A 23,625-nucleotide genomic window follows, 5' to 3' on the forward strand; every position below is an offset into this window, starting at 1 on the left:
TGCGGTGGTCCATGCCGCTGCGGCGGCCGTGCACTGCACCCCAGGCGTCGGAGGCCATTTACGCCGCGCCTGCAATGGATAGGCTCGCCACGATTCCCGCCGCTTTCCACCTGCGCCGGGTCGTTGCTCGAGAAAGGTGTTCCGATGACCGAAAGCCTCCGTCCGTCCGCCACCGAGCGCCTTGACCAGGCGCTCGGCCGGATTCGCGATCCGAAGCTCGAAGGGGGGAAGGTCTTCACGACGCTCTATGAAGCCTCCGCGCGGCGCGAGGCCGAGGCGTCCGATGCCCGGATCGCGGCCGGGAAGCCGTTGGGGCCGCTGGATGGCCGGATCGTCTCGATCAAGGACCTGTTCGACGTCGCCGGCGAGACGACGCGCGCCGGCGCAGCCGTCCTGCGCCGCCAGCCGCCGGCCGCGGCCGATGCGCCGATCGTCCAGCGTCTGCGTGCTGCCGGCGTCGTCATCGTCGGCAAAACGCAGATGACCGAATTCGCCTTTTCGGCGCTCGGCACCAACGCCCATGACCCCGTCGCAGGCAATCCGCATGATCGCAGCCGCGCGCCTGGCGGCTCGTCCTCGGGCGCCGTCGTCTCGGTGGTGGACGGCATGGCCGAGATCGCGATCGGCAGCGACACGGGCGGCTCGATCCGCATTCCGGCTGCCCTGACCGGCGCGGTCGGCTTCAAGCCGACCTCCGGCCGCGTTCCGACGACCGGCGCCTTCTCCCTTTCGAGCACGCTCGACACGGTCGGCCCGATCGCCCGATCCGTCGCCGATTGCGCCATGACCGATGCCGTTCTGGCAGGGCAGGCGCCATCGCCGCTGGCGCCGCGGCCGCAGGCCCGCTTCGTGGTCGCACGTGGGCGCCTGTTCGATGCGATGGAGGCCGAGGTCACCGAGGCGTTCGAAGCGGGTCTGGACCGGTTGCGGCGCGCCGGCCTGAGCGTCGAGGACGGTTCGCTCGATCCGAGTCTCGATGCTCTGGCCGCGCTCGACAAGATCGGCGGCTTCCCGTCGATCGAGCTCGGCGCGACCCTGCGCGATCTCGGCGTCGACGGCCTCGACGAGGTCGATCCCAAGACCCGCGTGCGCATCGAGGCCGGCGCCGGCATCCTCGGCGTCGATTATGTCCGTATGCAGCGCCGGCGCGCGGCGGCTGTCGTGGCTTTCGCGGCGGCGATGACCGAGGATACCGTCTATCTCGTCCCGACGACCCCGATCCGGGCGCCGCTCCTCGCCTCGGTCGCCGGCGATGCCGGCTTCCACCATGCCAACGGCCTCGTGCTGCGCAACCCCCGCATCGGTAACCTGCTCGACACCCCCTCGCTCTCGCTGCCCCTGCCGGTCCCGGCCGGCGCGCTGCCGGTCGGGATGATGCTGATCGGCCGGCGCGGCGCGGATCGCCCGCTGCTGGCGATGGCTGCAAGTGCCGAGGCCGCGCTCGCCCGCGTGTGAGCGGAATCGGTCGGTTCGCGCTCGCCTGGAGGCGTGGCGGTCTAGCCGTATCTGCGCCCGTTGGCGAAGGGGCCGACGCGCCAGCCGAGCTTGTCCTCGATGCGCCGGGCCGCAGCCTTCACGGCTTCGACGAAATTCGCATGCTCCTCGTTGACGCGGAATTCGGGCAGGACGATCGAGACGGTGATCGGGCAAGCGCCGGCCTCGTCCAGCACCGGCGCCGCGATGCAGGCGACCGCGTAGTCGGACTCGCCGGCCTGAATCGACACGCCCGCCGCGAGCGCGTCGCGCGCCTGTGCGAGCAGGGTGGCGGGATCGGTGACGGCGCGCCCGGTCGGCGACGCCTTGGCGCTTCTGCGGAAGAGCGCGGACCGCTCGGCATCGTCCAGCCCGGCGACCAGCAACCGGCCGGACGCGGTCCAGTTCAGCGGCACGCGCGTGCCGACGCGCGAGGTGATCACGAAATGGCCGGGACCCTCGGCCATCGCCTCGACCACCATCATGCCGCCGTCACGGCCACAGATCTGCACGGTCTCGCCGACCTCGCGCGCCAGCACATGCATCTCATGCGTCGCGACATTGATGACCTGGAGGTCACGGGCATAGGCGAGGCCGTAATGGTAGAGCCGGGGACCGAGCCAGACGCCGCCATCGCCGGAGCGCGCCAGCAGGCTCTTGTCGAGCAGATCCTCGACGATGGCATAGACGGTCGAAAGCGGCGCGCCGATCGCGCGGGCGACCTCATAGGCCGTCTGGGCCCGGCCCTCCTGCTGGAGGTGGTCGAGGATCTGCACGGCGCGGTCGATGCCGCTGACGCGCGAGCGTCGCTGCGGCGCGCGCTCCGGCTCGTCTCCGCTGGCTTCCGTCGTCGTGGCTTTGGTCATGTCCGGGCTTTCATCCCTGCCGCGTATCGACTCAAACGGCGGTGACCCGCAGTGGTTTCCGTCGGGGCCGCGAACCTCTCCGCTTTGCCGCCCGTTTCGTCAACGTCGGTCCCTATAGCATCGGCCCGAAAAGTGGCATCCGGTTTTCGGGCAAAGCCGATGCAAGATCAAAGAGCTAGAGTATCGGACTGAATACGATATTCAGTCCGATACTCTAGTCCGGCCATTTCGCCAGCGAGGCGGCGCGCCGGTTGCGGCGCTCGATCAGCGGGCTTGCGATGATCGTGTTGCTGCGCCGCGCGGTCTCCAGTTCGGTGACAATGCGCGCGGCGACGATCTCTTCCTCATCCGGATGCAGGTTGCAGGGATCGAGGAAGAAATGGCCGTGTTCGACCTCGTGATCCCTGACGATGACCGGCGGCGTGCCGCGCGCCAGCGCGTCGGCGAGGTCCCAGGCGGTGATATGCGCCTGCTCGGGATCGACGGAGAGCTTCATCCGGTCGAGCGGATTGTTGGTCGGATCGGGCTCGATGACGGCCGTCACGCCGGGCCGCTCGGTGAAACGGGAAAGCCAGAGGTCGAGCGCGCGCTGCTCGCGCGCCCTGATGCCGGCATGGTCGCGCTTCTCCCAGGCTTCGAGCGCCGCCATCGTGCCGAGCACGCTTTCCTTGCCGACTTTCATGCCGCGGCCGATGCCGCCATTCTGGATGAAGGCGGCACGGACCAGCGCCTTGCGCCCGGCCACGATGCCGCCGGTCGGCCCGCCCAGGAACTTGTGCGAGGAATAGAGCACGATGTCGGCGCCGGCTTCGAGGAAGCCACGCAGGTCGTATTCGGAGGCCGCATCGACGATGACCGGCACGCCGCGCTCGTGGCAGATCGCTGCGAACTCGTCGAGCGGCAGCAGCCCGTACTGGACCGTATGGTGCGAGACGACGTAGAGCGCGGCCGCCGTGTGCTCCGAGATCGCACCGGCGAGCTGGTAGGCGCGGGCGCTGGTGGCCTGTCCGATGACGATCGGCGTCGCGCCCGCAAGCCGGATCGCCTGTTCGACCGGCGCGCCATAGCCGACCATATGCCCCATCATCACCACGACCTCGTCCTGGAGGCCGCTGGCATCCGGCAGTTGCTCGACGGCGTAGAGGTCGTCGCCCGTCATCGCGCCGGCGATCGCCAGCGTGATCCCGGCCGAGCAGGAGGCGGTGACGAAGCCGGCCTCGCTGCCGCAGAGCCGCGCGATGACGGCGCTGGCCTTGCGCTGGAGATCGTCGATCTCGACGAATTGCGGCAGGATCGCCGTCATTGCCGCGACCGCTTCCGGCACGACGATCGAGGCGCCGAGTGCGGTCATCGTACCCGAGACATTGATGACGGGGCGCAGGCCGAGGGAGGGGCGGATATCGGGGGCAGTCATCGGTTTCTCCTGGAGGGCGGGCGGGGCGATGGCCCCGGTTAGAGCATCGGCTCGATGCTCTAGGACACGGCGACGATCGCCTCGATCTCGACGGTGATCTGGCGTGGCAGCGAGCCGAAGCCGACAGCCGAGCGGGCGTGCCGGCCGGCTTCGCCGAAGACGGCGACGAAGAGGTCGGAACAGCCGTTGATGACGGCCGGGTGATCGCCGAAATCCGGCTCGGCATTGACCATGCCGAGCAGCTTGACGATACGCCGGACGCGGCCGAGGTCGCCGAGCGCACCATGCAGCACGGCGAGCAGGTTGAGGCCGGTCAGCCGGGCATGGTCATAGGCCTGGGCGACGCTGACGTCGCGGCCGACCTTGCCGGTATGGAGCCGGCCGTCCTCATGCGTCGGCCCCTGGCCGGAGAGATAGATCAGGTCGCCTTCGCGGATATGGGTCGCGAAATTGCCGATCGGCCGCGGCAGGTCGGGTAGCGTGAGGCCGAGCTCCCCCAGGCGCCGGTAGGGTGCCGTGTCGGGCAGGGTGGACAGGGCGGCGCTCATGGTTTCCTCACGCCGCGTTGGGGCGGAAGCCGGCGAAGCGCGACAGGAAGGACCGCAACCGCTCATGCGGCTGTTCGCCGAAAACCTGCGCGGGCGGCGCGTCGATCACGATCCGGCCCTGGTCGGTGAAGACGACGCGGTCCGCCACCTCCTGCGCGAAGGCCATCTCATGCGTGACGAGGATCATGGTGCGGCCCTCGGAGGCGAGCTCCTGCACCACGGCCAGAACCTCGCCGACGAGTTCCGGATCGAGCGCGGAGGTGATCTCGTCGAGCAACAGCACCTTCGGCTCCATCGCCACGGCCCGCGCGATGCCGACGCGTTGCTGCTGGCCGCCTGACATCTGCGCTGGCAAGGCATCGACCTTCGCGGCAAGTCCGACGCGCGCGAGCCATTTCTCGGCGGTGGCGCGTGCCTCGGCCTTGGGGCGCCCGCGCGATTTCATCAGGCCGAGCATGATGTTCTGCGCGGCGGTGAGATGCGGAAACAGGTTGAACTGCTGGAACACCATGGCCGCATCGACGCGGATCGCGGCAAGCTCCCGGTCGTTGCGGCGCTTGCGGCCCCCAGTGCCATCGCGATAGCCGACCTCGGTGCCATCGATCCGGATCGAGCCGCCGTCATACTCCTCAAGGAAGTTGATGCAGCGCAGCAGCGTGGTCTTGCCGCTGCCGGAGGGGCCGATGATCGCGACGACCTCGCCCTTGCCGACGGAGAGGTCGACGCCCTTCAGCACCTGGTTGGCGCCGAAGGACTTGGTCAGGCCCTCGATCGCGATGACCGGTTGCGCGGCGGAGGGACGGGCATCCGTCTCGGCCATGGATGCCTCCTTTCAGACGAAGCGCTTCTCGAGCCGGCGGCTGAGCGCCGAGAGCGGGAAGTTGATGGCGAAATACATCAGCGCGCCGATCAGATAGAGCGGCAGCGCCACATGGGTGCGCCCGATCACCTGCTGCAGCGACAGCATCAGGTCGACGATCCCGAGCAGCGAGACCAGCGAGGAGCCCTTCACAGTGTCGACGACGCTGTTGACGAAGGGCGGCAGAAAACGGCGCACGGCCTGCGGCGCCAGCACATGCGCGAAGCGGTCGAACATCGTGAGGCCGATCGCCTTGGCGGCCTCGGTCTGGCCGGCCGGGATCGACTGGAACGAGCCGCGCGTGATCTCGATGATCTGCGCCGATTTGAACGCCGTCAGCGCGACGATCGCGGCGAGCAGGCTCGGCAGGTTCACCTTGATCGCCGGCAGGCCGTAATAGACGAAATAGAGCAGCACGAGGATCGGCACGCCGCGGACGAAATCGGCATAGAGCCGGATCGGCGCACGCGCCCAGAGCGGCCCGAAGGCGAGCACGCAGCCGAGCGGCAAGCCGACGATCAGCGACAGAACGATCACGCAGGCCGAGACCAAGAGGGTCGTCAGCAGGCCGTCGACGAGGAAGGGCAGGGTCTGGATCAGCGTCGCCATGCCGTCACCGCGCGATCGCGTAGCGCCGCTCGGCGAGCCGAAGCAGCAGCAGGATGGCATAGCTGGTGATCAGGTAGATCGGCGTCGCCACGAGATAGACCTCGACGGTGCGGAAGGTCTGGGTCTCGATCCAGCGCATGCCATAGGCAAGCTCGGGCACGGCGATGGCCGAGGCGATCGAGGTGTCCTTGAACAGCGAGACATAGGTGTTGGAGAGCGAGGGCAGGGCGATGCGCATCGCCGTCGGCAGGCGCACATGCCAGAGCACCTTCATCGGCGTGAGCCCGATCGCCTTGCCGGCCTCGATCAGCCCGCGCGGCACGGCCTCCAGCCCGGCCCGCATCACCTCGACCAGATAGGCGCCGGAATAGATCGACAGCGTCGCGACGAAGGAGGTCACCGCGTCATATTGCAGGTCGATGGCGCTGGGGATGCCGTAGAAGACGAGATAGACCAGCAGCAGCAGCGGCACGTTGCGGACGAATTCGACATAGGCCGCGATCAGCGGGCGCGCCCATTTCGGGCCGTCCAGGCTGATCAGCGCCAGTACGAGGCCGATCGCCATGCCGATCGCGATGCTCGCGGCGGCGAGTTCGAGGCTGAGCCAGAGCCCCTCGAACAGCTTGCCGGCATAGCGCCAGACGATCGCGAAGTTGAAATGGTAGTTCGCCATGGTCCCGCGATCAGCCGGGCGACAGGGACGGAAGGGCGCCGGGCGCCCTTCCGCTTGCGAAGCGTGGAACGCTCAGAACCGGGGAAGGCCGGGCTGGCGCTGCGGCGGCTCGGCGCCGAAATAATCCTTCACCGCCGCGTCGTAGAGCTCGTTCTGGTGGCCGAAGATCGCGATGTCGAAGGTGGTGTTGACGAAGCGCACCCAGTCCGGGTCGCCCTGCTTCATGCCGGCGCCGTAGAGCATCGTGTTCCAGGACTTGCCGGCATCGGCGTATTTGTCGGGATGGCGCTTGGCGAGCCACCAGACGGTGGAGAGATCGACCGCAGCGGCATCCGCTCGCTTGGAGTCGAGCGCCAGGATGACATTGGCCTGGCTGTCGAGCTGCATCACGGTCGATTGCGGCAGCACCTTCTTCACCGAAGCCTCGGCATCGACGTTCTGCAGGATCGAGACGCGGGCCGAGGAGCCGGCCTTGAGCAGCGCGTCGAAGCTCTTCTTGTCGCTGTCCGGCCGGGTCAGGAGCGCGATGCCCTCGACATAATAGGGGCGCGAGAAAGCGATCAACTGGGCGCGGGCCGGCGACATCGTCATGAACTGGATGACGATGTCGACCTTGCCGGTATTGATGTTGGGGATGCGCTGGGCCGCGTCCTGCCGGACGAATTCGACCTTGCTGGCGTCGTCGAACAGCCCCTTGGCCAGGATGCGGCCCATGGTGATGTCCATGCCGACGAGCTGGCCCTTCTCGTCCTCGAAATGCCAGGGCGCATTGGTGGAGCCCGTGCCGACGATCAGCTTGCCGCGATCCAGCACCGTGCGCAGCAGGCTGTTGGGCGCCGATTGGGCCGCGGCCTCGCGGGCGGTGCTCGCAGCCGCAGCCAGCGCGAGGCCGCCGACCAGTCCACCCTTCAGCAGAAGCCTTTTGCCTTCATCCGTCTCGCTCATCGGCGTTTCCCCTCTTTGCAAGAATAATCCATAATTAGAGAATATATCTTGTAATTAAGGATGCTAGAGAGTCTTTCGCCCGGAAGTCAAGCGCCCGGCCGGCGGGCGTCCGCGCCGGGGCGGCACAGGGTCGCGCCGCAGCATCGTGCCTGCAACTTCGGCGGGCTGCGCCGGAGTTTCGCGAGCCACGGAAGGCATTGACAAGCTCGCACACGAAATCATTCTTTCCCTTCGGCCGTTCGAGCCGCCAAAAACAGGGAGGGGTATTCGATGGTGCCGGTCTCTCGCCGTACCGTGCTCGCCGCCGGTGCAACCCTGCCTCTCCTGGGCTTGCGCGCTCGTGCCCAGGCCGCGGGCAAGGTGCTCCGCTTCGGTCTGTCGAGCTTTCCGCCGAGCCTCCAGCCCTGGCTTCACACCGGCACGGCGGCGCTCACGGTCAAGCTCCTGATCTTCCGGGGGCTGACCGGCTTCGACGAGAAGGGCGAGGTCAGGCCTGAGCTCGCCGAGTCCTGGGCGCGCGAGGGCGAGACGACCTGGGTCTTCAAGCTGCGCCAGGCGACCTTCCAGAACGGCAAGCCGGTCACCGCCGAAGACGTGAAATGGACGCTGGAGCAGGTCGCTGCGCCCAATTCGACCGCCTTCATGAAGGCCGAGTTCGGCGGTGTGGAGCGCATCGAGACGCCCGATGCCCGCACCGTCCGGATCGTCATGAAGCAGCCGACCGTGACGCTGCCGATCTGGCTCGCGAGCCCGCATATGCCGATCATCGCCAAGGACTCGATCGAGGGGCGGGCCGGGCTCGGCGTCGGCGCCGGTCCGTTCATGATCAAGGCGCAGGAGCGCGGCGCCTTGATCGAGGTCGCGAAATTCGACAAATACTACAAGCCGGGCCTGCCGAAGCTCGACGGCATCAGGCTCGTCGCCTATGCCGACGAGAACCTGCGTGTCGCAGCCCTCCAGGCCGGCGATGTCGACCTGATCGAATACGTGCCCTGGCAATCCATGGGCACGATCGAGAAGGATTCGCGCCTACGGCTGGTCGCGGTCGACGGGCCCTTCATGGGGCTGAACTTCAATGGCGGCGCCGGGCCGTTCAAGGATGTCCGTCTGCGCCAGGCGGTGGCGCACGCCATCCGCCGCGAGGACATCGTGCAGGCGGCCTTCTTCGGTCGCGGCAGCAAGCTGCAAGGCATCCCGATCGCATCGAGCAGCCCCTATTTCGACAAGGGCCGCTCCGAGTTCTGGAACTACGATCCGGCCAAGGCCAAGAAGCTGATGGCCGAAGCCGGCGTGCCGAACGGCTTCACCTGTACGCTGCTCTCGACCGCCCAGTACGGCATGCACAAATCGACCGCCGAGGTCGTGCAGGCTAATTTGGCCGAGATCGGCATCCAGGTGACGCTGAACCTGCCGGACTGGGCGGCCCGCGTCGATCTGGCCGGCAAGGGCCGTTACGATTTCATGGTGCAGGGCACGACCGCTGATAATAACGACCCCGACGGCCTTGCCCCGCTGATCGACGGCGACCTGCCGCCCAATATGGCCCGAAGCTGGCAGATTCCCACACCCGAAATCCATGCGCTCTTCGCCAAGGGCCGCGCCGAGTTCGATCCGGCCAAGCGCAAGGCGATCTATGCCGAGCTGGAGAAGCTCGCTCTGGAGCAGGCGCCGCTCGTCGGCCTCGCCTGGCGCTCGCAGGGCTATGCCATGGTGACGGGCCTCAGCGGCTTCAAATGCTATCCGGGCGGCACGAACTTCTTCTCGGCCTATTCACTGGACGAGGCGGCGCTCGCCTGAGCGCCCGCTTCACCTCGCCCGTGTCGTCCGCTCCAGCCGCGCGAACCTCTCCAGCCGGAAGGGCTTGGGATCGATCAGCGGTGTGCGGCCGCTGACCAGGTCGGCGATCAGGCGGCCGGCGCCGGGGCCGATGCCGAAACCATGGCCCGAGAAGCCCGTCGCAAGGAAAAAGCCGGGCAGGCGTGGCACCTCACCGATGATCGGCACGGCATCGGGCGTCGCATCGATCAAGCCGCCCCAGCTTTCCCTGATTCTGAGGCCGGCAAAGGCGGGGAAGGCGGCGATCAGGTTGCGCCGCGCTTCCTGCAGGATGCCCTCGGACGGCTTGGGGTCGAGGATGCGCGTGCGCTCGAACGGCGTTTCCTGATCGAGCGACCAGCTTTTCGGCGTGCGGGCCTCCTCCAGGAAGCGCCCGCCGAGCCGCAGCCGCAATTCATGGCGCTGCCTGGCCAGGGACGGCAGGAAATCGAAGAGCAGCCGGAAGCTGTCCGGCACGATCTCGGCGACGCTCGCCCCGCGATGAGCGATCGTGTAGCCGCCATCCTGCCGCTTGCGGAAGGCGAAATCGGAAGCACCCACGGCATGGGTCGGCGGGCCGTCGAGCGGTTCGGTCCGGAACACCGAGCCCAGAATCTTGAGCGCCGGCAGGTCGATGCCGAGATTGCCGAGGAACAGCCGCGACCAGGCGCCGCCTGCCAATACGACACGCTGGCAGGCGATCCGCCCGCGCTCGGTGACGACGCCGCTGACGCGTCCCCCGGCCGTCTCGATGCCGCGCACGGCGCAGCGCGTCAGCACGGTGCCGCCATGGCGGCGCAGCGCCCGCGCCATCGCCGGAACGGCCTTTTGCGGCTCGGCCCGGGCATCGCTCGGGGTGAACATCGCCCCGGCATAGGCGCGTTTCCCCCCGGGCAGGACGGCCTCGATCTCGCGCTTGATCAGGAGCCGGGAGTCGAGCTGATAGGTCCTCGCGTGCTCGAGCCAGGCCTCCTGCTCGGCGAACTTCGCTGCCGTGTCGGCGACATAGACGATGCCGGAGCGCGTGAAGCCGGTATCGCCGCCGACGAGCCGGTCCATATCCTCCCAGAGCCGCATGCTTTCGAGCCCGAGCGGGATTTCGCCTGGATCGCGCCCCATGACGCGCACCCAGCCCCAGTTGCGCCCGGACTGCTCATGGCCGACCTCGCCCTTCTCGCAGACGGTGACCGAGATGCCCTCGCGCGCCAGGAAGAGCGCCGTGGTGATGCCGATGATGCCGCCGCCGATGACGACGACATCGCTGGCGGCGGGAAGGGACGGGTCCGGCTCGATGGTCTCGATGGTGATGCCCATCACGAAGGCTCCGGCGGTGGCGGGAAGGGGCAGGCGGTCGGCGGCACGATGATAGACCAAGCGCGGCACCCTTCGTAAACCCGAGGAGCCCTCCGCAGAGCCAGTCCTGCGCTGATCGAAGAGATGTTCGGCGTCGACGGCGCTTTCATCGCCGCCGCTTCGCTTGCCATACTGGGAGCCGGCGTCGCAGCCTGCCGAGGCGGCGATGCTGTAACGGGAGGAAGGCAGAGATGGCGTGGCGGATCGGGATCGATTCCGGGGGCACATTCACCGATGTCTGCCTGTTCGAGGATGCGACCGGCATGGTCGCGGTCTGGAAGGTGCCGTCGACGCCTGACGATCCCTCCCGCGCCATCGCGCGCGGCACGCAGGAAGGCGTCGAGCGCGTCGGCGCCGGCCCTGGTGACATCGTCTATTTCGGACACGGCACCACGGTCGGCACCAATGCGCTCATCCAGCACCGCGGCGTGAAGACGGGACTGATCACCACCGAAGGCTTCCGCGACCTGATCGAGATCGGCCGGCAGAAGCGGCCGGACCTCTACGACCTCCAGGCCGACAAGGCCCCGCCGCTGGTCACCCGCGACCTGCGCTTCGGCGTCGCCGAGCGTGTCCGCCATGATGGCACGGTCGAGACGCCGCTGGACGAAGAGGCCGTGCGGCAGGCCGCGCGGGCGCTGAAGGCAGAGGGCGTCAAGGCGGTCGCCATCGGCTTCCTCTACGGCTTCGTCCGGCCGGAGCACGAGGAGGCGGCCAAGCGCATCGTCACCGAGGAATTCCCCGAGGCCTTCATCTGCGCCTCGCATGAGGTCGCGCCCGAGTTCCGCGAGTACGAGCGCATCTCGACCGCGGTGGTCAACGCCTATCTCGGCCCGGTCATGCAGAGCTATATCCGCCGCCTCGCCGACCGATTGAAAGAACTCGGCCTCAAGGCGGTGCCGCATCTGACGCAGTCCAATGGCGGCGTCATCGGCTTCGACATGGCGGCGCGCCTGCCGGTGCGCACGGTGCTCTCCGGCCCCTCGACCGGCGTTGTTGCGGCGCAGGCGATCGGCGCCATGATCGGCATCCCGAACCTCATCACCTTCGACATGGGCGGCACCTCCTCCGACGTCGCCCTGCTCGATGACGGCGAGGCCAAGCTCGCTTCGGAAGCCAATGTCCACGGCTACCCGATCAAGGCGCCGATGCTCGATATCCATACGGTCGGCGCCGGCGGTGGTTCGCTCGCCGCGATCGATTCCGGCGGCCTGCTCAAGGTCGGGCCGCGCTCGGCCGGCGCTGATCCCGGCCCGGTCTGCTATGGGCGCGGCGCGACCGAGCCTGCCGTCACCGACGCCAATGTCGTGCTCCAGACCTTGAATCCGACGCATCTGCTCGGCGGCCGCATGCCGATCGACCAGAGCCTGTCGAAACAGGCGATCGGCCGGCTCGCCGACGAACTCGGCCTCGATGTGATGGCGACGGCGCAGGGCATCATCTCGGTCGTCACCGCCAACATGGCCAAGGCGATCCGCGTCATCAGCGTCCAGCGCGGCCATGATCCGCGCGATTACGCGCTGGTCGCCTTCGGCGGGGCCGGGCCGCTGCATGCCGCGCGGCTCGCCCGCGAGCTCGACATGAAGCGCATCGTCGTGCCCCGCAATCCCGGTATCGGCTGCGCGCTCGGCCTGCTGCTCACCGACCTGCGCGCCAATTTCGCCACGACCCGGCTCGCGACGCTCTCTGACGCGTTGGTCCCCGACATGGCGGAGATCTTCGTCGCCCTGCAGGAGCAGGCGGATCACTGGTTCGAAGAGGAGGGCGTTGCATCGGCCGACCGCCGGCTGAAGCGCACCGCCGACCTGCGCTATCACGGCCAGAACTACGAACTCGGCATCGACGTGCCGGACGGGCCGATCACGCCGGCGACCGTGGCTGCGCTGGCGGAGGGCTTCGCCGCCACGCACAAGCGGCTCTACGGCTTCGTCGCCGAGGGCGAGGCGGTCCAGCTCGTGACCTATCGTGTCGAGGCGGTCGGCCTCGTGCCCAAGGCCGCGTTCCGGCCGGAGCCCGATGCCGGGCCGGGTGCGTCCCACGCCGTCATCGGCAGCCGCGAGGTCTGGTTCCCCGAGGCCGGCGGCTTCGTCGCCTGCCCAATCTACGACCGCGACAAGCTCAAATCCGGCAACCGCTTCGCCGGCCCGGCCATCGTCGAGCAGATGGATTCGACGACCGTTCTGCTGCCGGGCATGACCGCGACGGTCGAGCCCTATCTCAACCTGATCCTGGAGATGCCGTGATGACCGCGCCCGCATCCGTCAGCGTCGACCCGATCACCGTCGAGGTCATCGGCTCCTCCTTCGCCTCGATCGCCGAGGAGATGGGCGAAGCTCTGGTCAAGGCGAGCTACTCGACCAACATCAAGGAGCGCCGCGACTGCTCGACCGCGCTTTTCGATGTCGAAGGCCAGACGCTCTGCCAGGCCGAGCACATCCCGATGCATCTCGGCTCCTTCATCGGCATCATCCCGCATATCCTGAAGCGCCACTCCGTCGCGGAGATGAAGCCGGGCGACGTCTTCATCGGCAACGATGCCTATGAGGGCGGCGGCACCCATCTGCCCGATATCGTGCTGGCCGAGCCGGTCTTCCACGAAGGCGTGATGATCGCCTGGGCGGTCAACACCGCGCATCATTCGGATTTCGCCGATCGCGGCCACGCCCATATCTATCAGGAGGGCCTGCGCATCCCGCCGATCCGTCTCTACGATGGCGGCGTGCTGATGAAGGACGTGCAGGAGCTGATCCTGCTCAACTGTCAGGTGCCGCGCGAGCGCCTCTCGGACCTGCGCGCCCAGATGGCGGCGAACCGTCTCGGCGTCGAGCGCCTGCGCGCGCTCTGCGACAAATACGGCCGCGACACCGTGCTCGCCGCCGGCAAGGCCTTGCAGGACTATGCCGAGCGCAAGATGCGCGCCGGCATCGCCTCGATTCCCGACGGGACCTATCGCTTCTCCGATTCCTTCGACAATCCCGAGATCGACGAGCCACTGACCTTCTCGGTCGCGATCACCGTCGCGGGCGAGGAGATGACGCTCGCCTTCGACTCGCCGCCGCAGATGCGGGCCGGCTTCAACATGGTCTACACCGCGCTGCTCTCGACCGTGTATTACGCGGTCAAGACCGTGGCCGACCCGACCATCCCGCCCAATGCCGGACTGGCACGGCCGCTTACGGTCACCGCGACGGAAGGCACGGTCCTGAACTGCGTGCATCCGGCCGCCGTCAACGGCCGCATCGCCGCCTGCCAGCGCGTGGTCGACCTGATCCATGGCGCGCTCGCGCAGGCCGTGCCCGACCGCGTGATCGCGGCCTGCTCGGGCGCGGTCGCCTCAGCGACCTTCGCCGGCGAGCAGCCCGGCAGCGGCGAACTCTGGGTCTATCTGGAGACGATCGGCGGCGGTTCCGGCGCCCGCACGAACAAGGACGGGCTCCACGGCGTCCACGTCCACATGACCAACACTTCGAACCTGCCGGTCGAGGCGCTGGAGCTCGAATACCCGCTGACCCTACTGCGCTACGAGCTGGTCGACGGTTCAGGCGGGGACGGCCGCCAGCGCGGCGGCATGGGCCTGCGCCGCGTCTACCGCGCCGAGGCGCCATGCCGCCTGAGCGTCGACAACTCGCGGCTGACCTCGCGGCCCTGGGGCCTCGCCGGTGGCGGCGAAGGGCAGGGCGGATCGTTTTCCTTCAGCGAGGGCGTCGTCCCCTTCTTCAAGGGCGATGGCGCGCTGGAGAAGGGCCAGATCGTCGAGATCATCACGCCCGGCGCCGGCGGCTACGGCCCGGCCGCGGAGCGCAGCGCCGAGGCGCGGGCACGCGACAAGGCCGAGCAGCGGGGGTGAGATGGGTTGGCGAGGGCTGCGGCCCTCGCTCTGCGCCGCTTAGGCGGCAAGCCACAACAACGAGCGCGGCGACAGCCTGAGCGTCGCCCCGCTGCCGACCTCGAACAGGCCGCTGCCGGACTGGAACGGCACGTCGACCGCCACTTCCGTCGTACCGATCCGGACGCCATAGCGCACGCTCGCGCCGAGGAACTCGCGATTGGCGACGGTGCAGGGCAGGGCCAGCATCCCATCGCTGGCCGGGCCCGCATCACCGAGACTGGCATGCTGCGGCCGGAAGACCAACTTGGCGCCTTCCGGCACCTGAGCATCGGCCGGAACCGGAACCCGCGTCCCGCCCTCGATCTCGAAGACTCGGGTCCCGCCGTTGCCGGAAAGCTTGCCGCCAAGGATATTCGCCGTTCCGAGGAAGCCGGCGACGAACAGGTTCGCCGGCCGCTCGTAGAGTTCCATCGGCGTGCCGACCTGCTGGACGATGCCATCGTTCATCACGGCGATGCGGTCGCAGATCGTGTTCGCCTCCTCCTGGTCGTGGGTGACGAAGATCGTGGTCAGCCCCAGCCGCTGCTGCAGGTCGCGCAATTCGCGGCGCACCTGCACGCGCATCTTGGCGTCGAGATTGGAGAGCGGCTCGTCGAGCAGCAGCACCTTGGGCTCGACCGCGACGGTGCGCGCCACAGCGACGCGCTGCTGCTGGCCGCCCGAGAGCTGCGAGGGCCGCCGCTCGGCGAGATGGGCGAGCCCAACGAGCCCCAGCGCCGCCTCGACGCGCCGCTCGACCTCGGCGCGCTTCACGCCGCGCTCCTCCAGCCCGAAGGCGACGTTGCGGCGCACGGTCATATGCGGCCAGAGCGCATAGGATTGGAAGACCATGCCGACATCGCGCTTCCACGGCGGCAGGTCGGTGATCGGCTTGCCGCCGATCCGGACCTCGCCGGTATCGGCATGGTTGAAGCCGGCGATCAGGCGCAGCAGCGTGGTCTTGCCGCAGCCGGACGGGCCGAGGAAGGCGAAGAACTCGCCCGGCTCGATCGCGAGGTTGACGTTCTTGAGCACATGGTTGGTGCCGTAGGACAGGTTGACGCCTTCGATGTCGACGGAGACGGCGGGCGTGGTCAGGGAGACGGTCGCGTTCATGATCAGTGGCCCATTCCCTTGGCCTTCTGGCTGCGTTCGATGATGAGATGGGAGAGGAAGGTGCAGGCCGCGACGAGGATCACCGCGACGACGCCGAGCGCGGCACCGGGGCCGCGCCCCGCCGCCGACTGCATGAAGACATAGAGCCCGTAAGCCAGCGGCGCGTCGGAATTGGACTGCACCAGCATCAATGTCGCCGAGAGCTCCACCGCCGCCGTCGAGAACGAGGTGACGAAGCCGGCAAGGATGCCGCCCGCCATCAGCGGCACGACGATGCGCCGAACCGTGCGCGCCTTGGTGGCTCCCAGGTTCTCGGCCGCTTCCTCGAGCGAAACCGAGATCTGCTGGAGCGCGGCATAGCAGGCGCGCAGGGCATAGGGCAGGCGCCGGATCGCCAGCGCCATCACGATGGTGATCCAGAGCGCCGCGAGCGGCGTCCCGTCCGGCAGAGTGATGCCGTAGAAGGTCCTGAGATAGCCGATGCCGAGCACCACGCCGGGGATGGCGAGCGCGGCCGACGCCATCCAGTCGAGCCATTCGCGGCCGATCAGCTTGGTACGCAGCACCAGATAGGCGATGGCGACGCCGAGCACGACGTCGATGCCGCCGGCGATCGAGGCATAGATCAGCGTGTTCTTGATGTAGACCGAGCTCTCGCCGAAGACGCGGGCGTAATGCGCCGTGGTGAAGGCATCGGGCAGCGGCGAGAACGACCAGATCGTGGCGAAGGAGAGCAGCAGCAGGCCCAGATGCGGCGCCAGCACCAGCGCCAGGATCAGGATGACGATGCCGTAGCCGAACACGGCCTCCATCGGCGTCATCACCCGCTTGGCGAGGCCGCCGCCGCCGCGCTGCGTCGTGGCATAGTCGCGGCCCTTGAGCGCCCTCGCGGAGAGCCACATCGCCAGGACCGAAGCGATGATCAGCACGACCGAAATGACATAGCCCATCGGGTCGGCGATGCCGATCGAGGTCACCCTGAGATAGGCCTGCGGCGCCAGCATGTCCTTGACGTTGAGCAGGAGCGGCGTCGCGAGATCGTCGAAGACCTTGACGAAGACGAGTGAGGCGCCGGCGAGATAGCCCGGCATGGCGAGCGGAAAGACGATGCGTCGGAACAGCCGGAAGCCCGAGGAGCCGAGATTCTGCGCGGCCTCTTCCATGGCGCGGTCGACATTGCGCAGCGCCGCCGAGAGATTGATCAGGATGAACGGGAAATAATGGACCGACTGGACGAAGATGACGCCGTTCAGCCCCTCCATGAAGTCGATCTTGAAGCCGAACCAGTCGTCGAGCAGCAGGTTGACCGAGCCGTTGCGGCCGAAGAAGAGCTGCATCGCCACCGCGCCGACGAAGGGCGGCATGATCAATGGCAGGAAGCCGAGCGTCTGCACGATGGCCGCGCCGCGGAAGACGAAGCGCGTCGTCAGATAGGCCAGCGGCAGGGCGAAGACCGAGGCCCAGACCACTGACATCGCAGAGACATAGAACGAGTTCCACAACGAGCGCATGAATAGCTCGGTGCGGACGAAGTCGTAGAAATTGACCAGAGTGAAGGTCGATGTGCCCTTCTCGGTGAAGGCGACATAGATCACCGTCGCCACCGGCAGCACCAGGAACATCAGCAGGAAGGCGGCGATCGCCAGCGCCAGCGCGATCTGGCCGGGCGTGCCGGCGATGCGACGGGGGCGGGGAACCGAGGTCGGAATGGCTGTCATGGGTGCGGCCGGGTGTCATCCCGTGCGCGCTGCGGCATGCAAATGCCGCTGCGCAGACACGGGACCGTTTTCAGGAAAAGGCGCCGACTGGTCGCGCGGTCCCGTGTCTGCGCCGCAGCGTTTCACGCTGCAGCGCGCATGGGAAGATACGCAGGACAACGCGCGCTTACTTCGCCGCCTTGAGCGCCTCTTCTGCCTTGGCCTTGGCCTTGGCGTAGTTGTCGCGGGCGAAGCTCGCCCACTGCGCCTCGACCTCGGCCTGGCGGGCGCCCTTCTCCTTGCCGCCAGTGAAGGCGCCGCGCAGCTCGGGGCTAGCGGCCTGCGCCTCGCTCACCGGCATGGCGGCGATCAGGACGCGGGCCTCATCGGCCAGCGCCTTCGCCTTGTCGTTCGGCTTTTTGGCCAGCGCCGCATCGACCTCGTGCAGCACCTTGGTGACACCCTTCAGCCCGTCGAGCTGGAAGGAGATCATCTGGTCGAACAGCGTGTCGACCACTGCCGTGCGCTGCTCCGACTTGTCGACGTCGAAGCCGATCATCTTCTGGAAGCGCGGATCGGTGAAGGGGTTCGGATAGTCGGCGCCGGCCTTGGCATAGACGGCCGGGTTGACCGGCAGGCGGCGGATGCCGGGCTCGAGCAGCACTTCCTGGCCCGTCGGCGAGAGCAGGAACTCGATGAAGGCTTCAGCCGCAGCCTTGTTCGGCGGGTTGGCGATGATGCCGACATTGGCCGGAACCACCGTCGTCACGCTCGGATAGACGAACTTGACCGGGAAACCGGAGGCCTGGGCCGAGAAGGCGAAGAAGTCGATGACGATGCCGACGCCGACCTGGCCGGAATTGACCTGCTCCGGCACGCCGAAGGAGCGCTCGTTGATCGAGCGGAAATTGCCGGCCATCTCCTTGATGGTGCGCCAGCCCTTGTCCCAGCCTTCGCCCTGCAGGATCGTCTCGATCGTCAGGTGCGTCGTGCCGGAGCGCGAGGGCGCCGCGATCGAGACATGGTCATAGAACACGGGCTTGGCGAGATCCTGCCAGTCCTTGGGCTCGGGCAGCTTGTTGGCCTTGGCATAACGGTCGTTCCACATGATGCCGTAGCCGGAGGCCGCGAAGCCGAAATAGAAGCCGGCGGGATCGTTGATCGGATAGGAGCCGATCTTCTCGGGGATGCCGGTCGCCTTGGGCTTGTAGGCGGTGAGCAGCTTCTTGCCCTTCAGCACCTCGAAGGCATCGGGCGCCGAGGCCCAGAACAAGTCGACCTGGTTATTGGCCTTGGTCTCCTCGACGTATTTCACGCCGGCATTGGTGTTGCGGTTCTGCACTTCGAGCGTGACGCCCGGAACCGCCTTCTCGAAGGCCTTCTTGATCGGATCGGTGACGTCCTTGGAGAAGGAGGTCACCACCGTGACCTTGCCGGCTGGCGCCTGCGCCAGCGCGATGGCCGTAAACGAGGCGCTGAGCGACAGGCCGAGGGTGGCCGCGAGCGCGAGCCTGCGATTGAGCATGATTTCCTCCGAAGCGTTTTTTCTGTTCGACGTCGAGGTCGATGGCTTCTTCTCAGCAACGGTGATGCCAAGTTTCGGCGGCTTTGATTTCCTTGCGGAATTCGGAAGGAAGGGTCCTCAGATACCCAATTTCGGGGGCATGGCGGTAACCGACCAACATCCCCGATGGGTCATTGCGGTAACATTGCCGCTCAGTCCGCGAGCGCCGTCGCGCCGCTCAGGCCATAGCGGCGCATCTTGAGGTAGAGCGTCTTGCGGGTGATGCCGAGCGCCGACGCGGTGACGCCGATGCGCCCGCCATGACGCTTCAAGGCGGCGCCGATCGCCTCCGCCTCGGCGATGGCGACCAGCTCCTCCAGCGTGCGCTCTGCACCATCGGAGGCTGAGGCGCCGGCATCTTCATCCTCGAAATCCTCATCCATGCCGAGCAGGCTGCGCTCGGCGGCGTTGCGCAATTCGCGCACGTTCCCCGGCCAGTCCTGCCGCGTCAGCCGCTGCAAGAGGTCGCGCCCGAGCGGCGGGGCCGAGCGGCCGACGCGCGCGGCGGCGAGCGCGAGGAAGTGCTGGAACAGCAGCGGGATATCCTCGCGACGGTCGCGCAAAGGCGGCAGGCGCAGGGTCACGACGTTCAGCCGATAGACCAGGTCCTCGCGAAAGCCGCCGGCCTTGGCGAGCGCGGCGAGGTCGCTCTTGGTCGCCGCGACGATGCGGATATCGACCGCGACCTCCTTGTTGGAGCCGAGACGCTCGATCCGCCGCTCCTGCAAGGCGCGCAGCAGGCGCACCTGCGCCGCCACCGGCATCGACTCGATCTCGTCGAGGAAGAGCGTGCCGCCGCTGGCATGCTCGATCTTGCCGATCCGGCGCTCGCGCGCCCCGGTGAAGGCGCCGGCCTCGTGGCCGAACAGCTCGCTCTCGATCATGGTCTCGGGGATCGCCCCGCAATTCACCGCGACGAAGCGCCCGGCTCGGCGATTGCCGAGATCGTGCAGCGCGCGCGCCGCGACCTCCTTGCCGGTCCCGGTCTCGCCGAAGAGCAGCACGTCGGTATCGGCATCGGCGAGCAGGGCGAGCCGGCTGCGCAGCTTTGCCATTGTCGGCGAATGGCCGACGAGGCGGGTCGACCATGGGTCTTCGCGATTCGCACCCGCCCTGAGCGAGCGATTCTCGATGATCAGCCGGCGGTATTCGCTGGCGCGCCGGATCGTCTCGATCAGGCGGACGGGATCGGCCGGCTTTTCGACGAAATCCCAGGCACCTTCGCGGATCGCCTTCACCGCCATGGGAACATCGGCATGGCCGGTGATCAGTACGACCGGGATCTCCGCATCGACGGCGGTCACCGCGGAAAGCAGCCCGAACCCATCGCGGCCGGGCATGCGGACATCGCTGACCAGCACGACGGAGGCGTCGCGGCCAAGCTCGGCGAGCGCGGCATCGCCCGAGCGCTTCGCGGTGACCGCGAAGCCTTCGAGCTCCAGCGTCAGCCGCCAGGCTTCGAGCACCTCGGCATCGTCATCGACGAGGACGATTGTCGGAGCGCTCATGCGTCGATTTCCAGCGGTGCCATGACGTGGGCTGTCGTCCCTTCGAGGGTAATCAGGAAGCGGGTGCCTTCGGGGCCGGTTTCGGCGACCACGAGCGATCCGCCGAGGTCCTTGATGATGTTGTAGGACAGCGAGAGCCCGAGGCCGAGCCCCGAGCCCACCGGCTTGGTGGTGAAGAACGGGTCGAAGATGCGCTCCAGATGCGCCCGGTCGATGCCGGGGCCGCTATCCGAGACCCAGATCTCGACCTTGTGGCCATTTCGCCGCGCACCGATCGCGATCGTCGCATCCTCCATGCCGGCGACGGCGTCGAGCGCGTTCGCGATCAGATTGACCAGCACCTGCTCCAGCCGGATTTCCTCGGCATGGACATGGAGGCGCCCCGCCGGCAGGCCCCGCTGGAGCGTCACGCGCTCAGCCTCGAAGCGCGGCCCGAACAGCGACAGCGCGGTCTCGACGACATCGCCGACCGCAACCGGCGCCAGGACAACGCCGGGCTTGCGGGCGAACCGGCGCAGATGCGCGATCAGGTCGGCCGCGCGCGTGGTCAGCGCCTGGATGCGGCCGATCGCCTTTCGGGCCTCCTCGGGCCGGCCCCGCTCCAGCAGCAGCGCGCCGTTATGGGCGTGGGAGCGGATCGCCGCGAGCGGCTGGTTCAGCTCATGGCTCAGGCCCGCCGCCATTTGTCCCAGCGCCGCGAGCTTGGCCGCCTGGATCAGGTCGTCGCGGGTCTGCTGGAAGACCGCGAGCGCGCGGGTGAGGTCGCCGAGCTCGTCATTGCCCGCCTTCGGCAGTAGCGCCGAGGACTGGCCGCTGGCGATGCTGGTCGCGGCCTCGGTCAGGACTCGCAGGCGCGCCACCAGATGGCGCCGGACATAGAACCAACCGATCAGCAGCGCGCCTAATAGTGAGGCGGCCGCGATGGCGAGCAGCAGGTTGCGGCCGAGCCGGATCGCTTCGGCCGAGCGGTCGGCGGCCTCCTTCGCCACCGCCTCGGTCCGCTGCACCTCCTGCGACACCAGCGTGCCGAGTTCCGTGACGAGGCGACGGCTCTCCGAGATCAGGCGCTGCGCATCGGCGAGCGCAGCAAGCTCGGAGCGCTTGAGGCCAGGCAGGCCGGTCGTGGTGTCCGCAAGCCCGATCAGGCGCTGCGTGATCTGCCGGACCGTGATCGTGTCGGCCCAGCCCGCAAGCGCCTTGGCCTCGACTTCGAGCTGGTCGACCGCCTCGCCGATGACATGGCCGGTCTGCTCCATGTCCTCGCGGGTCTGCACCGTGCCGAGCCGTCCGAACAGGCCGACGATCAGGTTGGCCTGGGCGTTGAGCGTCATCAGTGCTTCGCTCTTGCGGGTTTCCTCGCGGATCGTGTTCGGCTTGGCCGAGGTCGAGGCCTCGTTGCCGCTCTGGCCCAGCGCTGCCTCGATATTGAAGCGGGCATCGTCGGTCAGCGGTTCGATCTCGTCGATGAGATCGGCCTGGAGCCAGCGCAATTCCTCGCTGACGCCGCGGATGCGCTCGGCCAGCGTGAAACGCCGCCCCGAGACGTCGTCGATAGCATTGAGATTGCGGCGGATCTCGGCTGCCACGGCTGTCAGGGCCGGTGCGTCGAAGCCGCTGCCGGCACGCTCAGACAGCACCTTGTCGAGTTCGCCCAAGCGCTCGCCGACCACGCGCCGGCCGCGCTCATAGCCGTCGCGTCGCTCGGCGTTGGCGAGTTCCGGCATGCCGGCAATGACGCGGGCACTGGCTTCCGCCAGCCGTGCAGCGGAAGCGAGGCCGGGCAGATGCTCGCGGGCGATCGCCGCCAGCTCCTTGCTCAATCGCTCATAGGAGATGACGCCTACGATGCCGGCGCCGACCGCAAAGAGGCCGACGCCGAGGAAGGCCGCGATCAACCGTCCGCCGATGCCGAAGCGGCGCCTGGATAAGGCAGGCGTCATGGCCTGCTCCCGGTCAGGCTCTCGTCGCGCCAGCCCAGCGCGGTCAGCCGCTCGGCCGCCTGCTGCAGGCTGTCGCCGGCCTCGGTTGCGTGAGTCACGATCGCGTTCCGGAGTGCGGCCTCGATCCGCGCCTGCTCCTCGGGCACGGGCAGGCCGCGCGGCACGCGGACGATATTCTGGAAACGCCCGGGCTCTCCGAGTTCGGCAGCGGAGACCGGCGGCTGCGTCAGGGCGGCTCGCGCCCGGGTCAGGAGCTTGGCGGCCTGCTCGTCGGGGCGCGTAAGCAGGGCCGCTTCCATCGCCTGCAGGCTGCGCCAGAGCCTGGCATGCTCGGTGCGGCGGAAGGTGATCCACTCGTCGAAGATCAGGTTGACCAGCTCGTAGCGCCCGGCAGAAAGCCCGGCGTCGAAGCCAGTGCGATTGAAGATGCCTTCGGTCTCCGAAAGATGCGGCGGCGTCTCGTCCGGCCCATAGGCCGACGGCGAGACGGCGAGGCGGCCGATCCGGGGCTCACGCAGCATCTTCTGCCCTTCGGGCGAGAGCACGAAATCGATGAAGAGCTCGGCTTCCTTCGGGTTGGGTGAGGTCGCAAGCCTTGCGATGCTCGCAGGCGCGAACAAGGTCTCGCCGGGCAGTACGAAGCGGTTGCCCTCGCCCTCGGTCGTCCTGGCCTCCGTCAGGAAATCGATGGAGATGCCGATGCCGAAGCGGCCGCGGGCGACCCCGGCGGTGACGCCGAAGCTGCGCGCCGTGATCGTCGCGAGATTGCCGCCGATCGCCGACCACAGGGCCCAGCCGCGCTCCCAGCCGAGCGATTGCAGCAGCGCCTCGACCATGAGGTGCGTGGTGCCGGAGCGGGCAGGCGAGGTCAGGCCGATATGCCCGGCATAGACCGGCGCGGCGAGATCGGCCCAGTTGCGCGGCACCGGCAGGCCGCGCGCCGCGAGGTAGGCGGGGTTGTAGACCAGCCCGTAGCCCGAGACGGCGAAGCCGAGATAGCGATGATCGGGGTCGTTGACCGGATAGCCGGCGATGGTCTCCGGCGCGCCGGTCGCCCGCGGCTGCAACGGCGCCAGCAGGTTCGCGCGCTTCAGCAATTCGAAGGCGTCGGGCGCGGACGCCCAGAACAGGTCGGCATCCGGTCGCTTCTGCGTGCGGATATCGATGACGGCCGCCGTGGTCTTGCGCTGCACGACCTCGACCGCGATGTCGGGATGCCGGTTGCGGAACGCGTTGCGGAAGGGCTCGAAGAACGAGGGCGGAAACGAGGTGATGATCTGGACGCGCCGTCCCTCGGCCATGCCGATGGCAGGCCAGCCGAAGGCCAGCACGGCGATGACGACAAGCCTGATCTCTGCGGCGAAGCGGGCCATGAAT

General features: G+C 68.0%; 18 protein-coding genes. 4 read left to right on the forward strand and 14 right to left on the reverse strand.

The window, feature by feature from the left end; translation table 11 throughout:
* The first annotated feature begins 144 nt into the window (after positions 1–144).
* Complete coding sequence (locus FHT98_RS23035) at positions 145–1,455, forward strand: amidase family protein (protein WP_142115423.1); 1,311 nt, start codon at positions 145–147, stop codon at positions 1,453–1,455.
* 41 nt (positions 1,456–1,496) lie between these two features.
* Here the strand turns inward: FHT98_RS23035 and FHT98_RS23040 are convergent, their stop codons facing one another.
* The 7 genes from FHT98_RS23040 to FHT98_RS23070 form a co-directional block, all read right to left on the reverse strand.
* Complete coding sequence (locus FHT98_RS23040) at positions 1,497–2,339, reverse strand: IclR family transcriptional regulator (RefSeq protein ID WP_142115424.1); 843 nt, start codon at positions 2,337–2,339, stop codon at positions 1,497–1,499.
* Positions 2,340–2,553: 214 nt separating this feature from the next.
* Positions 2,554–3,753, reverse strand: a complete 1,200-nt coding sequence (locus tag FHT98_RS23045; RefSeq protein ID WP_142115425.1) for an aminotransferase class V-fold PLP-dependent enzyme — start codon at positions 3,751–3,753, stop codon at positions 2,554–2,556.
* Between the two features lie 59 nt (positions 3,754–3,812).
* Positions 3,813–4,301 carry a RidA family protein gene (locus FHT98_RS23050; protein WP_142115426.1) on the reverse strand — a complete coding sequence of 163 codons (489 nt, stop codon included), beginning with the start codon at positions 4,299–4,301 and terminating at the stop codon, positions 3,813–3,815.
* Positions 4,302–4,308: 7 nt separating this feature from the next.
* A complete protein-coding gene (locus FHT98_RS23055) occupies positions 4,309–5,121 on the reverse strand; it encodes an amino acid ABC transporter ATP-binding protein (protein WP_142115427.1) in 813 nt (270 codons plus the stop codon).
* A 12-nt stretch (positions 5,122–5,133) separates the two neighbouring features.
* Positions 5,134–5,769, reverse strand: a complete 636-nt coding sequence (locus tag FHT98_RS23060) for an amino acid ABC transporter permease (RefSeq protein WP_061968234.1) — start codon at positions 5,767–5,769, stop codon at positions 5,134–5,136.
* 4 nt (positions 5,770–5,773) lie between these two features.
* Complete coding sequence (locus tag FHT98_RS23065) at positions 5,774–6,442, reverse strand: amino acid ABC transporter permease (protein ID WP_061968233.1); 669 nt, start codon at positions 6,440–6,442, stop codon at positions 5,774–5,776.
* A 72-nt stretch (positions 6,443–6,514) separates the two neighbouring features.
* Positions 6,515–7,387, reverse strand: a complete 873-nt coding sequence (locus FHT98_RS23070; RefSeq protein ID WP_061968231.1) for a transporter substrate-binding domain-containing protein — start codon at positions 7,385–7,387, stop codon at positions 6,515–6,517.
* Between the two features lie 270 nt (positions 7,388–7,657).
* Here FHT98_RS23070 and FHT98_RS23075 point away from each other — a divergent pair, with 270 nt between their 5' ends.
* Complete coding sequence (locus FHT98_RS23075) at positions 7,658–9,184, forward strand: ABC transporter substrate-binding protein (RefSeq protein WP_142115428.1); 1,527 nt, start codon at positions 7,658–7,660, stop codon at positions 9,182–9,184.
* Positions 9,185–9,193: 9 nt separating this feature from the next.
* Here FHT98_RS23075 and FHT98_RS23080 read toward each other — a convergent pair whose 3' ends face one another.
* A complete protein-coding gene (locus tag FHT98_RS23080) occupies positions 9,194–10,519 on the reverse strand; it encodes an NAD(P)/FAD-dependent oxidoreductase (protein ID WP_465246939.1) in 1,326 nt (441 codons plus the stop codon).
* A 227-nt stretch (positions 10,520–10,746) separates the two neighbouring features.
* On the opposite strand from FHT98_RS23080, the gene FHT98_RS23085 reads away from it, so the two are divergent.
* A complete protein-coding gene (locus FHT98_RS23085) occupies positions 10,747–12,798 on the forward strand; it encodes a hydantoinase/oxoprolinase family protein (protein ID WP_142115429.1) in 2,052 nt (683 codons plus the stop codon).
* Entirely contained in the window at positions 12,798–14,402 is a 1,605-nt protein-coding gene (locus FHT98_RS23090) for a hydantoinase B/oxoprolinase family protein (RefSeq protein ID WP_142115430.1), read from the forward strand. The genes FHT98_RS23085 and FHT98_RS23090 overlap by 1 nt, the downstream gene beginning before the upstream one ends.
* Before the next feature lie 39 nt (positions 14,403–14,441).
* Here the strand turns inward: FHT98_RS23090 and FHT98_RS23095 are convergent, their stop codons facing one another.
* The 6 genes from FHT98_RS23095 to FHT98_RS23120 all read right to left on the reverse strand — a co-directional run bounded on the left by FHT98_RS23095 (position 14,442) and on the right by FHT98_RS23120 (position 23,621).
* Positions 14,442–15,539, reverse strand: coding sequence for an ABC transporter ATP-binding protein (locus FHT98_RS23095; RefSeq protein ID WP_142115431.1), 1,098 nt, complete (start codon positions 15,537–15,539; stop codon positions 14,442–14,444).
* A 2-nt stretch (positions 15,540–15,541) separates the two neighbouring features.
* On the reverse strand, positions 15,542–17,257 hold the full coding sequence (locus FHT98_RS23100) for an ABC transporter permease (protein ID WP_061968221.1): 1,716 nt from the start codon (positions 17,255–17,257) through the stop codon (positions 15,542–15,544).
* 166 nt (positions 17,258–17,423) lie between these two features.
* Positions 17,424–18,761, reverse strand: a complete 1,338-nt coding sequence (locus FHT98_RS23105; protein WP_142115432.1) for an ABC transporter substrate-binding protein — start codon at positions 18,759–18,761, stop codon at positions 17,424–17,426.
* Between the two features lie 191 nt (positions 18,762–18,952).
* Positions 18,953–20,308 (reverse strand): sigma-54-dependent transcriptional regulator, encoded by a 1,356-nt coding sequence (locus FHT98_RS23110; protein WP_142115433.1) that lies wholly within the window; start codon positions 20,306–20,308, stop codon positions 18,953–18,955.
* Positions 20,305–22,248 (reverse strand): ATP-binding protein, encoded by a 1,944-nt coding sequence (locus FHT98_RS23115; RefSeq protein WP_142115434.1) that lies wholly within the window; start codon positions 22,246–22,248, stop codon positions 20,305–20,307. The genes FHT98_RS23110 and FHT98_RS23115 overlap by 4 nt, the downstream gene beginning before the upstream one ends.
* On the reverse strand, positions 22,245–23,621 hold the full coding sequence (locus FHT98_RS23120) for an ABC transporter substrate-binding protein (RefSeq protein WP_248309284.1): 1,377 nt from the start codon (positions 23,619–23,621) through the stop codon (positions 22,245–22,247). Before FHT98_RS23120 ends, FHT98_RS23115 begins: the two co-directional genes overlap by 4 nt.
* Positions 23,622–23,625 lie beyond the last annotated feature (4 nt).

This window comes from Allobosea sp. AK1 (assembly GCF_006714945.1).
Classification (GTDB): Bacteria; Pseudomonadota; Alphaproteobacteria; order Rhizobiales; family Beijerinckiaceae; genus Allobosea; species Allobosea robiniae.

Coding starts and splice junctions, on each gene's coding strand:
- FHT98_RS23035 (WP_142115423.1), top strand. CDS start 145: ATGACCGAAAGCCTCCGTCCGTCCGCCACCGAGCGCCTTGACCAGGCG.
- FHT98_RS23040 (WP_142115424.1), bottom strand. CDS start 2,339: ATGACCAAAGCCACGACGACGGAAGCCAGCGGAGACGAGCCGGAGCGC.
- FHT98_RS23045 (WP_142115425.1), bottom strand. CDS start 3,753: ATGACTGCCCCCGATATCCGCCCCTCCCTCGGCCTGCGCCCCGTCATC.
- FHT98_RS23050 (WP_142115426.1), bottom strand. CDS start 4,301: ATGAGCGCCGCCCTGTCCACCCTGCCCGACACGGCACCCTACCGGCGC.
- FHT98_RS23055 (WP_142115427.1), bottom strand. CDS start 5,121: ATGGCCGAGACGGATGCCCGTCCCTCCGCCGCGCAACCGGTCATCGCG.
- FHT98_RS23060 (WP_061968234.1), bottom strand. CDS start 5,769: ATGGCGACGCTGATCCAGACCCTGCCCTTCCTCGTCGACGGCCTGCTG.
- FHT98_RS23065 (WP_061968233.1), bottom strand. CDS start 6,442: ATGGCGAACTACCATTTCAACTTCGCGATCGTCTGGCGCTATGCCGGC.
- FHT98_RS23070 (WP_061968231.1), bottom strand. CDS start 7,387: ATGAGCGAGACGGATGAAGGCAAAAGGCTTCTGCTGAAGGGTGGACTG.
- FHT98_RS23075 (WP_142115428.1), top strand. CDS start 7,658: ATGGTGCCGGTCTCTCGCCGTACCGTGCTCGCCGCCGGTGCAACCCTG.
- FHT98_RS23085 (WP_142115429.1), top strand. CDS start 10,747: ATGGCGTGGCGGATCGGGATCGATTCCGGGGGCACATTCACCGATGTC.
- FHT98_RS23090 (WP_142115430.1), top strand. CDS start 12,798: ATGACCGCGCCCGCATCCGTCAGCGTCGACCCGATCACCGTCGAGGTC.
- FHT98_RS23095 (WP_142115431.1), bottom strand. CDS start 15,539: ATGAACGCGACCGTCTCCCTGACCACGCCCGCCGTCTCCGTCGACATC.
- FHT98_RS23100 (WP_061968221.1), bottom strand. CDS start 17,257: ATGACAGCCATTCCGACCTCGGTTCCCCGCCCCCGTCGCATCGCCGGC.
- FHT98_RS23105 (WP_142115432.1), bottom strand. CDS start 18,761: ATGCTCAATCGCAGGCTCGCGCTCGCGGCCACCCTCGGCCTGTCGCTC.
- FHT98_RS23110 (WP_142115433.1), bottom strand. CDS start 20,308: ATGAGCGCTCCGACAATCGTCCTCGTCGATGACGATGCCGAGGTGCTC.
- FHT98_RS23115 (WP_142115434.1), bottom strand. CDS start 22,248: ATGACGCCTGCCTTATCCAGGCGCCGCTTCGGCATCGGCGGACGGTTG.
- FHT98_RS23120 (WP_248309284.1), bottom strand. CDS start 23,621: ATGGCCCGCTTCGCCGCAGAGATCAGGCTTGTCGTCATCGCCGTGCTG.